Here is a 12,304-nt window from a genome sequence, read left to right as displayed (position 1 = left end):
CGGCCCGCAATCGACGTACGTATTGGAGTTTCGCTTGATCAAGCCTCGCACCCCGCCCGGGGTCATGGAGCTGTTGCCCCGTGACCAGATCGCGTTTCAGCGCATGCTCGACACGATCCGGCGCAATTTCGAGCGTTTCGGCTTCCTGCCCGTGGAAACGCCGGTCATGGAACTGACCGAGATGCTGCTGACCAAGTCCGGCGGCGAGACCGAGCGGCAGGTGTATTTCGTCGAATCCACCGGTTCGCGCGAGAAGAGCGCGCAGGCCGGCGGCGCGGCGCTGCCGGAACTGGCGCTGCGCTTCGACCTGACCGTGCCGCTGGCGCGCTACGTCGCCGAGCACGAGCATCACCTGGCTTTCCCGTTCCGCCGCTACCAGATGCAGCGCGTCTATCGCGGCGAGCGCCAGCAGGCCGGCCGTTATCGCGAGTTCTACCAGTGCGACATCGACGTGATCGGCAAGGACTCGCTGAGCGTTCGCTACGACGCCGAGCTGCCGGCGGCGATCTATGCGGTGTTCTCCGAGCTCGACATCGGCGCCTTCACCATCCAGCTCAACAACCGCAAACTGCTGCGCGGCTTCTTCCAGGCCCAGGGCGTGGAAGACGGCGAGCTGCAGGCGCTGGTGTTGCGCGAGGTCGATAAGCTCGACAAGCGCGGCGTCGAGTACGTGCGCGACACCCTCACCGGCGCGGACTTCGGTCTGTCGGCGGACGCGGTCGCCACCATCCTGGGCTTCGTGGAAACGCGTTCGACCTCGCACGCCGACGCCCTGGCCAAGCTGGCGGCCCTGGGCGAAGGCAACGACGCGCTGCGCGAAGGCGTGGCCGAACTGCGCGAAGTGCTGGAGCTGATCCGCGCGCTGGGCGTGCCGGAGCAGAACTACGCGCTGAATTTCTCCATCGCGCGCGGCCTGGACTACTACACCGGCACCGTCTACGAAACCACCCTCAACGATTTTCCGGGGCTGGGGTCGATCTGTTCGGGCGGGCGTTACGAGAATCTGGCCAGCAACTACACCAAGTCCAAGCTGCCGGGCGTGGGCATCTCGATCGGCCTGACCCGTTTGTTCTATCAACTGCAGAAGGCCGGCATCGTCAGCACCGCCGACAGCAGCGTGCAGGTGCTGGTCACGCAGATGGACGACGCGCTGCTGCCGCACTGCCTGGCCCTGGCCAACGAGTTGCGCCACGGCGGCCTCAACACCGAAGTGGTGATGGAAGCCTCCAGGCTCACCTCGCAGTTCCGCTACGCCGACCGCGCCGGCATCCGCTTCGTGGTCGTGCTGGGCGAGGACGAAATCGCCAAGGGCACCGCGACGGTCAAGGATCTGCGACGCGAAGACCAGTTCGAAGTGCCGCGCGCCGAGCTGGCGCGCACGCTGCGGGTCGAGCTGGAACAATCGCGGGTCATGAAGAAATAGGCATGCTGCAAGCAGGCATGCGCAAGTCGGCCGGATGCGCGGGCCGTGCCGTCGTCGCGGATCGCACGATCCCGGCGCCGGCCGTTCGCAAGTCCGGTCATCGGAGCCACGCACGCGCAGGCGCGCGCGGCTCCCGTCACCTGGTTCGCCTTGCGCCGGATCGCGATCCGGCATCGGGGCGGGCCGATTCCACGCCGCGGCGAGCACCTGCCGCCGCGGTTCCCAATGTTGCATTGACGCACCGACTCCCGAGTACGCTCGGCCGGGTTTAACCGTTCGCGGTCAGACCCGCCGTTCAGATGATCGCCAGGGTGCGAGGCGAGGTTACAAATGAACAAGATTCAGCTCGACGGCCGTTCGCTGACGCGGTCGCAACTCGTCGCCGTGGCTTACGGCGCCCAGGTCGAACTAGCCGCGGCGCAGCTGTCGGCGGTGGCGCGCGCGGCGGATTTCCTCGCCGAGCAAGTGCGCCGCGAGGAACCCATCTACGGCGTGTCCACCGGCTTCGGCAGCAACGCCGACCGCCTGCTCGGTTCGCATCATCTGCGCGATCAGCTGCCGGGCGCGAAGCGCTCGCAGGAAACCCTGCACGAAGAACTGCAGCGCAATCTGATCGTCACCCACGCGGTCTGCGTCGGCGACGCGTTCGCTCCCGAGATCGTGCGCGCGATGCTGTGCATCCGCGTCAACACCTTGATGCGCGGCCACTCCGGCATCCGCGTGGAGACCTTGCAGGCGCTGACGGCGATGCTCAACGCCGGCATCGTGCCGGTGGTGCCGCAGCTGGGTTCGGTCGGCGCCAGCGGCGATCTGGCGCCGTTGTCGCATCTGGCGATCGTGCTGCTCGGCGGCGGCGAAGCCTTCTTCGAAGGCGAGCGCATGCCCGGCGCGCAGGCGCTGGAACGCGCCGGCCTCAAGCCGGTCAAGCTGTCGTACAAGGAAGGTCTGGCGCTCAACAACGGCACCGCGCAGATGTTGGCGTGCGGCGTGCTCGCGCTGGCGCGACTGGAAGACATGCTCGACACCGCCGATCTGGCCGCGGCGATGACCATCGACGCCTTCGCCGGCCGCCTGGGCGCGTTCGCAGAAGAAGTTCATGCGCTGCGCCCGCATCCGGGCCAAGTGCAGGTCGCGGAGAATCTGCGCAAGCTGCTCGACGGTTCCACCCTGGCCGATATTCCGTATCACCTGGTGCCGCGTTTCCGTCCCTGGCTGCCGCAAAGCTGGGACACCGAGGCGGCGCAACAGCTCAGCTTCGACATCGGCTGGGACTGGGTGCCGTTCGGTCAACGCCACGGCCGTGAGAAGTTCTACAACCGTTTCCGTCCGTTCCGCGGCGGCAAGAAGCATCAGCCGCAGGACAGCTACTCGCTGCGTTGTATCCCGCAGGTGCACGGCGCGGTGCGCGACGCGATCGCGCAGGCCGCGCGCGTGCTGGAGATCGAACTCAACTCGCTGACCGACAACCCGATCGTGTTCCCGGACGCCAAGGCCGAGCACGTCGAGCAGCAGGTGATCTCGGCCGGCCATTTCCACGGCATGCCGCTGGCTCTGGTGATGAGCTACGTCAAGGCCGCGATCCCGGTGTTGGCGAGCATCTCCGAGCGTCGTCTCAACAAACTGGTTGATCCGGCCACCAACGACGGCCTGCCGGGCTTCCTGATCGGCAACGAAGACGCGACCGAGTCGGGCCACATGATCGTGCAGTACACCGCCGCGGCGATCGTCAACGATCTGGCCAGCCGCGCCCATCCGGCTTCGGTCTATTCGATTCCGACCAGCGCCAATGCCGAAGACCATGTGTCGATGGGCGCCAACGAGGCGCGTCATGTGCTGGCGATGGCGGACGATCTGGGCAAGGTGCTCGCGCTGGAGCTGTACACCGCCGCGCAGGCGCTGGATCTGCGTCGCGACATGATCAACGCTGCGCGCGATCTGGCCGATCGCGCCGACGCCGCCACCTTGGCTGCGAAGGTGTTCGGCGGCCCGGCCGCCGATTCGGCCGAGCATGCCGGCTTCATCGCCGAGGTCGAAGGCTTGCGCGCCGAGTTGTCGGCGGCGGCCGAGTTCCGTCCCGGCCGCGCGGTGGCGATCGCGCATGCGAAGCTGCGCGAGGCGATCGCGTTCCTGGATCACGATCGCGCGCTGGACGGCGAAGTGGCGACGGCGGTGCGGCTGGTGCGCGACGGCACGGTGTTGTCGGCGGTGCGTGCAGGTATGCGCGACTGACGCAGCCGCGTGCGGTTACCGGGCCCCTCTGCCGCTGGCGGTAGAGGGGCCGGGTTGAGAGGCGTCCCGCGTTCTTGCTCCGTGTCCATCATGTTCGCCCCGCTTCGAGGCTGTCATGAACACCATCCGCCACAACGATCGCGTATTCACGGTAGAAGCCCTGCTGGCGCCGGAAGAATGCGCGCAGTTGATCGAACTCGCCGAACAGCATGGCTTCGAAGCCGCCGGCGTGCGCACGGCGGCCGACAGCCAGAAGCCGATGCCGCATGTGCGCAACAACGAACGCGTGGTGTTCGAATCGGCGGAGTGGGTCGAGCGGCTGTGGCAGCGCTTGCGCGCGGTGGACTTGCCCGAGCTCGACGGCCATCGCGCCGTCGGCCTGCCGCGCGCATTGCGCTTCTACAAATATCACCCGGGCCAGCGGTTCCGCATGCACAAGGACGGCCCGTGGATCGAAGACGGGCTGAGTAGCCGGTTGACCTTCCTGGTCTATCTCAATGAAGGCTTCGTCGGCGGCGATACCGACTTCCGCCAGTTCCGCGTGGTTCCCCGGACCGGCGATGCCTTGTTGTTCGTGCACGACACCTGGCACGAAGGCGCGGCGGTGGAGACGGGGATCAAGTACGCGCTGCGGTCGGATGTGATGTACGCGCCGCTCCGAAGTCTTTTGTAGGAGGGGCTTCAGCCCCGATGCTCTTTTCTCGGATCGCCGGAATGATGCGCCTCAAGCAACGAAGCTTGGTGGCTATCTGAGCGAAAAGCATCGGGGCTGAAGCCCCTCCTACAAAAGATCTCGTGCTTTCAGCTCAAGCCGCCGCCGCGCCCCAGACCCGCACGCAATCGCGCCCCTCGGCCTTGGCCAGATACAGCGCCTGATCGGCGAACTGCAGCGCCGCTTCCACGCCCATGTCAGAGTCCGGGGTGATCTCGTGCACGCCGATGCTCGCGGTCACCGGGATGTCGTGGCTGCGGCTGGGGCAGGGCTGCGAACGCAGGCGCAGGCGCAGGTCTTCGGCCACGCGCGCGCCGCTGTCCAGGTCCAGGTCGGGCAGCACCGCGACGAATTCCTCGCCGCCGAAGCGGGCCAGCAGGGCGTGTTGCGGAATCAACACTTGCGCGATCAGGCCCGCGGCCCAGCGCAAGCATTCGTCGCCGACCAGATGGCCGTGGTGATCGTTGATCTGCTTGAAGTGATCCAGGTCGATCATCATCAGCACCAGCGGCCGGCGTTGGCGCCGCGAGCGATGCAGCAAGGCCTCGAAGGCTTCGCGGAAATGACTGCGGTTGTGCAGGCCGGTCAGACCGTCGCGCTGCGAAGTCTCGCGCAGGCGCGTGTGCGCGTCCTCTAGTTGCTCCAGCGTGCTGCGCAGCTCCATGGTGCGTTGTTCGACCTTGTGCTCCAGTTGCTCCTTGGCCTCGCGCACCACCCGCTCGTTCTCGTTGCGCAGCGAGGCGTAGCGATAGCCCAGCGCCACCGACAGCAGCAACATCTCCAGCGCCGAGCCGATCTGCACGCCGTATTCGGTGATGAACATCTTCGGCAGCAGGTCGAAGGCGATCGCCGCGAACATGCCGGTGCCCAGCAGGAACGCCGACCACGCCAGCAAGAACAAGCGCGCCGGCTTGTAGCCGCGGCGCAGCACCACGATGGTTTCCACCGCGATCCAGGCGATGCTCACGAACACCGCGGCCGAGGCGATCGGCGTGGCGATGCGATACGGAATCTGCGTGGCGGCCAGCCCCAGCAGCACGAAGAACGCGATCATCCCCAGGCCGACCCGGTCGCCGAAGCGCCATCGCTGCGCGAGCCCGAGGAAATTGCGCGCGAACTGCTGCATGCCGACCTGGGCCAGGCAGATCGACAGCGGCACCGAGTGATCGGCCAGCCACGGCGAGTTAGGCCACAGGTATTCGAAGCCCAGGCCGTTGAGGGTCAGCAACACCAGGCCGAACGCGCAGATATGCAGCAGGTACCAGAAATAGCTGCTGTCGCGCAGGCTCAGCCATAGCACCAGGTTGTAGAAAAACAACGCGACCAGGATGCCGTAGTACAGGCCGATACCGAATTGCGCATCGCGCGCCAGTTCGGTGAAGGCATTGGGCGTGTACAGCGTCAGCGGCACCTGCATCGAGCTTTCGCTGCTCACCCGCACATAGATATCGACGATGCGGTCCGGCGGCAGATCGATCTGGAAGTTCGGATGGCGGTAGCGGATGGTGCGCGAACTGAACGGCAGGCTGTCGCCGCCGGCCTGATGCGCCACCGCGCCGTCGCGCGGCCGGGTGTACACGTCCAGGCGGTCGCTGAGGGCGAAGCCCTGCACCAGCAACCAGTGCGGCACCTCGGCGTTGCGGTTGAGCGCGGCGATGTGAAACCAGTAGGCGCCGCGCTGGAAACCGAACGAGCTGTTGTTGTTCGGCACCGGCTTGAAGCGGCCCTGCGCCTGCAGGCGTTGCGCGCCGGCCAGATCGAGCGTGCCATCCAGGTCGTGGTGGTAAGCGGTGAACGGCGCCAGCGCGACCTCGCGGGTGGACCGGTCCAGGTCCAGCACGCTCTGGGCGAGCGCCGCCGGGGTCCAGCATGCGGCGAGCAGGCACACCAGCGCGAGCAGCCACGCGCGCGAAACGGCGTGGCGCGGGCGGCGCGAGGTGGGGGAGGGGATCGTATTCATCTTCCTTGGTCGGTTCCGACGCAGGCCATTGCGTCGCGGCGGGGCGGGGCGTTCGGGGCTGAGGAAGGTATGGCTCGGGCGCATGCCTGAATTCTTAACGCAAATTCATCGCCAATCAGGCCGTCTTGACGACCGTTCGGCGGATCGTTAATGTATTAACGCGTTAGTACATTAATGCGCTTGTGCGGGCTCGGGCCAAGTCCCGGCCCCGAAGCAGGCGCCTTCCCACCGTCTTCCACGCTCCAGTCCGGCCGGCCGCAAAGCCCGACGGTCCGCTCCGAAAGCCACGCCGGCAAAGGTTCTCCACGATGAAGCGCCGCTCCACCGACAGCGACCAGATTGAAGATTCCATCGCCGACCTGGCGATGGCGCTGGCCGCGTTGCGCACGCCCGAACAGGTGCGGGCCTTCCTCGAAGACCTGTGCACGCCGGCCGAGCTGGAAGCGATGAGCGACCGCTGGCGGGTGGTGCCGCTGCTCAGCGAAGGCGTGCCTTACCGCGAAATCCACGACCGCACCCAGGTCAGCGTGACCACCATCGGCCGCGTCGCGCGGGTGTTCGAACGCGGCGCCGGCGGTTATGCCGCGGCCCTGCACCGGCGTGCGGCGCGCCATCGCTGACCGCCGCGCACTTACCTATCGCGCGCGCCGCCGGCCCGCCGCCTGTCTTCCCCCATCGCCCGATCTTCTTTCCGAGACCCGTTCATGAGCCCTCCCGCCAGCGCCGCAGCGCGTGACCGCCTGCGCATCGCGATCCAGAAGTCCGGCCGTCTGGCCGAACCGGCGCGCGCCCTGCTCGCGGCCTGCGGCCTGAGCTGGCGCGAAAGCCGAGACCGCCTGTTCTGCTACGGCGAAACCCTGCCGGTCGACCTGCTGCTGGTGCGCGACGACGACATCCCCGGGCTGATCGCCGACGGTGTCTGCGATCTGGGCGTGGTCGGCCGCAACGTGCTGCTGGAACAGGACGGCGACCGCCGCGGCAGCGGCCGCGCGCCGGCGTTCCGCGAATGGCGCCCGCTCGGCTTCGGCGGTTGCCGGCTGGCGCTGGCGGTGCCCGACGCGTGGCAGTGGGAAGGCCCGCAGCAACTGGCCGGCAAGCGCATCGCCACCAGTTATCCGGCGCTGCTGTCGCAATGGCTGGCCGAGCAGGGCGTCGATGCGCAGGTGGTGCTGTTGTCGGGCTCGGTCGAAATCGCGCCGCGTCTGGGACAGGCCGAGGCGATCTGCGATCTGGTTTCCAGCGGCGCCACTCTCGGCGCCAATCAACTCAAGGCGGTGCAGACGCTGATCGAAAGCGAGGCGGTGCTGGCCGGGCCGATCGACGGCTTCGACGACGTGCGCGGCGAACTGGCCGACCTGCTGCTGCGCCGCCTGGACGGCGCGATGCGCGTGCGCAACAGCAAGCTGCTGATGTTCCAGGCGCCGCGCAGCCTGCTCGACGAATTGCTGCCGCTGCTGCCCGATGCCGAAGCGCCGACGGTGATGCGCCTGGACAGCAGCGACGACATCGCCCTGCAGGCGCTGTGCCACGGCGCGGTGACGTGGCAGCGGCTGGAAGAACTCAAGCGCGCCGGCGCGCGCGGCCTGATGGTGCTGCCGGTGGAGGGCATGCTGGCATGAGCGGGTTGATGCAGCGCTACGACTGGAACGCGCTGGACGCCGGCCAGCGCGCCGGCGTGCTGCGCCGGCCGGCGCAGGAAACCCGCCAGACCACCGCCGAGGCGGTCGCGGACATCCTGGCCGCGGTGCGCAGCGAAGGCGACGCGGCGCTGCGCCGTTACGCGGAACGCTTCGACGGCGGCGCGCCGGAGCGCTTCGGCGTCGGCGAGGACGAATTCGACGCCGCGCAGGCATCGCTGTCGCCGCAATTGCGCGCGGCGATCGACGAAGCCGCCGAGCGCATCCGCCTGTTCCACCAGGCCGGCATGACCCAGCCGTATGAGTTGGACACCGCGCCGGGCGTGCGCTGCGAACGCGTGCTGCGGCCGATCCGCCGCGTCGGCCTGTACGTGCCGGCCGGCTCGGCGCCGTTGCCGTCTACGGCGCTGATGCTGGGTGTGCCGGCGTTGCTGGCCGGTTGCCGCGAGGTCTCGCTGTGCACGCCGCCGCGCCGCGACGGCAGCGCCGATCCGGCGGTGCTGTACGCGGCGCGCTGCTGCGGCATCACCCGCGTGTTCAAGGTCGGCGGCGCGCAGGCGATCGCGGCGATGGCCTTCGGCACGCAGAGCATCGGCCAGTGCGACAAATTGTTCGGCCCGGGCAATGCCTTCGTCACCGAGGCCAAGCGTCAGGTCGCCCTGATCGAAGGCGGTGCCGGCATCGACATGCCGGCCGGGCCGTCGGAAGTGTTGGTGATTGCCGATGCCGGCGCCTATCCGGATTTCGTCGCCGCCGATCTGCTGTCGCAGGCCGAACACGGGCCGGATTCGCAGGTGATTCTGCTCAGCGACGATGTCGGCCTGCTCGACGCGGTCGATGCGGAGCTGGAGAAGCAACTGGCCAATCTTTCGCGCGCCGACACCGCGCGGATCGCGCTGCGCTCCTCGCGTTCGATCCGGGTCGATTCGATCGACACCGCCCTGGAGGTCAGCAACCGCTATGCGCCCGAGCACCTGATCCTGGCGCTGCGCGACGCGCGCGCGTGGCTGCCGGCGGTCGAGGTCGCAGGCTCAGTGTTCCTCGGCGACTTCGCCCCGGAAGCGCTGGGCGATTATTGCAGCGGCACCAACCACGTCCTGCCGACCAGCGGCGCGGCGCGTTACGCCGGCGGGCTCAATGTCGCCAGCTTCCAGGTCGCGATCACCGTGCAGGAAGTGCAGGCGCACGGCCTGGAGGCGATCGGCGGCTGCGCGATGGAACTGGCCGCGGCCGAAGGCCTGGACGCGCACCGGGCGGCGGTGGCGATCCGCCGCGAGCATCTGCGCCAGGGCGCCGGCTCACGCGCCTGAGCGCGCCGGACCGATACGATAGGCACGCGGCAACCCCACGCTTCAAGATCGGGCACGAAGAACCAGACATGATCGACGACAACCCCATGAACCTGTTGCGCGAAGACCTGCGCGATTTCGCCGGCTACAGCTCGGCGCGCAGCGAAAAGCGCAGCGGCCGGGTCTGGCTCAACGCCAACGAAGCCGCCTGGCCCAGCGTCGCCGACGGCGAGGGCGCGGTACGCCGCTATCCCGATCCGCAGCCGCAACGCTTGCGCGAATGTCTGGCCGAACTGTACGGCTGCGCGCCGGAGCAGTTGCTGGCCGGCCGCGGCAGCGATGAGGCGATCGATTTGCTCGTGCGCGGCTTCTGCCGCCCCGGCGGCGACTCCATCGTGATCACGCCGCCGACCTTCGGCATGTACGCGGTCAACGCGCGCCTGCACGGCACCCGCATCGTCGAAGCGCCCTTGCGCGACAGCGCCGAGGGTTTCGTCTGCGATTTCGCCGCGATCGCGGAGGCGGCCGAACGCGAAGCGGCCAAGCTGGTGTTCCTGTGTTCGCCGGGCAATCCCTCCGGCACCTTGTTGCCGCTCGATCAGATCGAAGCGCTGGCCCAGCGCCTGCGCGGCCGCGCGATGGTGGTCGTGGATGAGGCCTATATCGAATTCGCCGACGGCGACTCGGCCGTGAGCGCGCTCGCGCGCCGGCGCAACATCGCCGTGCTGCGCACCTTGTCCAAGGCGCATGCGCTGGCCGCGGCGCGGATCGGCAGCGTGATCGCCGATGCCGGCGTGATCGCCGCCCTGCAACGTTGCCAGGCGCCGTATCCGCTGCCCACGCCGTGCGTGAATCTGGCGCTGCGCGCGCTGGCCGAGGTGCCGCGCAATACCACCAAGGCGCGCATCGCCACCGCGATGAGCGAGCGCGAGAAGTTGCTGCAGGCGCTGCGGGCGATGCCCGGCGTGCGCCGGGTGTATCCCTCGCAGGCCAATTTCCTGCTCGCGCGCTTCGACGATCCGCAGGCCGCGTTCGACGGTCTGCTGGACGCCGGCGTGGTGGTGCGCGATTTCCGCCACGCGCCGCAGCTCGGCGACGCGCTGCGCATCAGCCTGGGCACGCCGGAGCAGAACGCGGCGGTGATCGAAGTGCTGAACCGGGTGGCGCGCGCTTCCTGCGGAGCGGCGGCATGAGCGGGTTGACGCCGATCGTGTTCGTCGATCGCGACGGCACCTTGATCGAGGAGCCGGCCGATTTCCAGATCGACAGCTACGCCAAGCTGCGGCTGGTGCGCGGGGTGATCCCGGCGATGCTGAAACTGCGCGACGCCGGCTATGAGTTCGTCATGGTCACCAATCAGGACGGCCTGGGCACCGACTCGTTTCCGCGCTGGAGTTTCGACGGCCCGCATCAGCTGATGATGCAGATCTTCGAAAGCCAGGGCATCGTGTTTCGCGAAGTGCTGATCGACACCAGTTTCCCCGCGGAGAACCTGCCCACGCGCAAGCCGGGCATCGGTCTGGCGCTGCCGCTGCTGAAAGATCGCGGCATCGATTGGCAGCGCTCGGCGATGGTCGGCGATCGCGAGACCGATAACGGTTTCGCCGCCAACCTGGGCATCCGCGCGTTCCAGCTGCGCACCGAGCAGTTCGGCGGCGAGTGGGACTGGGCCGGCATCGCCCATGCGCTGGCCGACCGTCCGCGCACCGCGCGGGTGCGGCGCAATACGCGCGAGACGCGGATCGAGGTCGCGGTGGATCTCGATCGCGTCGCCGATCCCAAGGTGCACACCGGGCTGGGGTTCTTCGATCACATGCTCGAACAGATCGGCAAGCACGGCGGTTTCGCGCTCGAGCTGCGCTGCGAGGGCGATCTGCATATCGATGAGCACCACACCATCGAAGACAGCGCGCTGGCGCTGGGGCAGGCGCTGCGCGAAGCGTTGGGCGACAAGCGCGGGATCGGGCGTTATGGGTTCGATCCGCGGGCAGGGATTGGCGGCGAGGCGGTTGCGGCTGAGAGCGAATCCCCCCTGGCCCCCCTTTTTCAAAGGGGGGAAGGCGATCTGGGTGGTGCGCAGGGTGGGGAAGGCGAGGTGGGCGATACGCAAGACGCGCAGGGCGACGCGAGCACGCCGCAAGCGCAGGAATTCGTGCTGCCGATGGACGAAACCCTGGCGCGCGCCGCGCTGGATTTTTCCGGGCGGCCGTATTTCGTGTTCAGCGGCAGCTTCGCGCGCGAGCGGGTCGGCGACTTCCCGACCGAGCTGCTGCCGCATTTCTTCCGTTCACTGTGCGAAACCGCCGGACTCAATCTGAACCTGAACGTGGAAGGTGATAACGATCACCACAAAATAGAGGCCTGCTTCAAATCGGTGGCGCGCGCACTGCGTCAGGCGATCGCTCGTCAAGGGCGTGAACTGCCGAGTACCAAAGGAGTTTTGTGATGACGGTTGTAGCTGTCATCGATTCAGGGGGGGGGAACATCGGCTCAGTGCGTTATGCATTGGAGCGGCTGGGTGCGCGTTCGATTCTGACCGCGGACCCCGCGACGATCGCCTCCGCCGATCGCGTGATCTTGCCGGGTGTGGGCGCCGCCGCCCCCGCGATGGCAAGACTGCGCGAACTGGAACTGGTTGCGACGATCCGCCGCTTGCAACAGCCGCTGCTCGGGATCTGCCTGGGCATGCAGCTGTTGTACGAGTCCTCGGAGGAGGGCGAGGTCGAGTGCCTCGGGCTTCTGCCGGGCCGGATCACCAGGTTGCAACCAGGACCAGGAGTACGTGTGCCTCATATGGGATGGAATCTCCTTCAGAAGCATGAATCGGCCGGCGCCCAGCGCCTGCTTGCCGGCATCGGCGAGCACGACCAGGCCTATTTCGTCCACAGCTATGCCGCGCCACTGACCCCAGACACCCTGGCCAGCGCCAGCTACGGCACCCGCTTCACCGCCGTGGCCGGACGCGGACGCTGCTTCGGTGCCCAGTTCCACCCGGAACGCTCGGCCGCCGTGGGTTCGCGCCTGCTCGCCAACTTCCTGGCGCTGGAGGCGTGA

11 protein-coding genes are annotated in these 12,304 nt (G+C 67.9%); 9 read left to right on the top strand and 2 right to left on the bottom strand.

Annotation, left to right across the window (positions count from 1 at the left end):
- The first annotated feature begins 34 nt into the window (after nucleotides 1-34).
- From hisS to AB4Y92_RS02755, 3 genes are all read left to right on the top strand, one after another.
- A complete protein-coding gene (gene hisS, locus AB4Y92_RS02765) occupies nucleotides 35-1,423 on the top strand; it encodes a histidine--tRNA ligase (protein ID WP_441818249.1) in 1,389 nt (462 codons plus the stop codon).
- Between the two features lie 330 nt (nucleotides 1,424-1,753).
- Entirely contained in the window at nucleotides 1,754-3,652 is a 1,899-nt protein-coding gene (locus AB4Y92_RS02760; protein ID WP_441818248.1) for an HAL/PAL/TAL family ammonia-lyase, read from the top strand.
- Between the two features lie 115 nt (nucleotides 3,653-3,767).
- Complete coding sequence (locus AB4Y92_RS02755) at nucleotides 3,768-4,325, top strand: prolyl hydroxylase family protein (protein ID WP_441818247.1); 558 nt, start codon at nucleotides 3,768-3,770, stop codon at nucleotides 4,323-4,325.
- Here the strand turns inward: AB4Y92_RS02755 and AB4Y92_RS02750 are convergent.
- Entirely contained in the window at nucleotides 4,270-4,416 is a 147-nt protein-coding gene (locus tag AB4Y92_RS02750) for a DUF6053 domain-containing protein (RefSeq protein ID WP_441818246.1), read from the bottom strand. The genes AB4Y92_RS02755 and AB4Y92_RS02750 overlap by 56 nt on opposite strands.
- A gap of 42 nt (nucleotides 4,417-4,458) precedes the next feature.
- The gene (locus AB4Y92_RS02745) at nucleotides 4,459-6,324 is read right to left on the bottom strand and encodes a sensor domain-containing diguanylate cyclase (RefSeq protein WP_441818245.1); all 1,866 of its coding nucleotides are present in this window, start codon (nucleotides 6,322-6,324) and stop codon (nucleotides 4,459-4,461) included.
- A gap of 308 nt (nucleotides 6,325-6,632) precedes the next feature.
- Between AB4Y92_RS02745 and AB4Y92_RS02740 the strand changes: the two genes are divergently transcribed.
- From AB4Y92_RS02740 to hisH, 6 genes are all read left to right on the top strand, one after another.
- Complete coding sequence (locus tag AB4Y92_RS02740; protein WP_057942509.1) at nucleotides 6,633-6,944, top strand: YerC/YecD family TrpR-related protein; 312 nt, start codon at nucleotides 6,633-6,635, stop codon at nucleotides 6,942-6,944.
- A gap of 84 nt (nucleotides 6,945-7,028) precedes the next feature.
- Nucleotides 7,029-7,943, top strand: coding sequence for an ATP phosphoribosyltransferase (gene hisG, locus AB4Y92_RS02735; RefSeq protein ID WP_057942510.1), 915 nt, complete (start codon nucleotides 7,029-7,031; stop codon nucleotides 7,941-7,943).
- An 8-nt stretch (nucleotides 7,944-7,951) separates the two neighbouring features.
- A complete protein-coding gene (gene hisD / locus AB4Y92_RS02730; RefSeq protein WP_441818275.1) occupies nucleotides 7,952-9,271 on the top strand; it encodes a histidinol dehydrogenase in 1,320 nt (439 codons plus the stop codon).
- A 68-nt stretch (nucleotides 9,272-9,339) separates the two neighbouring features.
- Nucleotides 9,340-10,443, top strand: a complete 1,104-nt coding sequence (hisC, locus tag AB4Y92_RS02725) for a histidinol-phosphate transaminase (protein WP_441818244.1) — start codon at nucleotides 9,340-9,342, stop codon at nucleotides 10,441-10,443.
- 5 nt (nucleotides 10,444-10,448) lie between these two features.
- Nucleotides 10,449-11,696 carry a histidinol-phosphatase gene (gene hisB / locus AB4Y92_RS02720; RefSeq protein WP_441818274.1) on the top strand — a complete coding sequence of 416 codons (1,248 nt, stop codon included), beginning with the start codon at nucleotides 10,449-10,451 and terminating at the stop codon, nucleotides 11,694-11,696.
- Nucleotides 11,696-12,304, top strand: a complete 609-nt coding sequence (gene hisH / locus AB4Y92_RS02715) for an imidazole glycerol phosphate synthase subunit HisH (protein WP_057942512.1) — start codon at nucleotides 11,696-11,698, stop codon at nucleotides 12,302-12,304. The genes hisB and hisH overlap by 1 nt, the downstream gene beginning before the upstream one ends.

Origin of the sequence: Lysobacter sp. TAB13 (assembly GCF_052113885.1) — a bacterium.
GTDB classification, from domain to species: domain Bacteria; phylum Pseudomonadota; class Gammaproteobacteria; order Xanthomonadales; family Xanthomonadaceae; genus Lysobacter; species Lysobacter gummosus.
The sequence above is the reverse complement of the archived record's forward strand: the minus strand, read 5'-3'. Positions and strand labels throughout refer to the sequence as shown.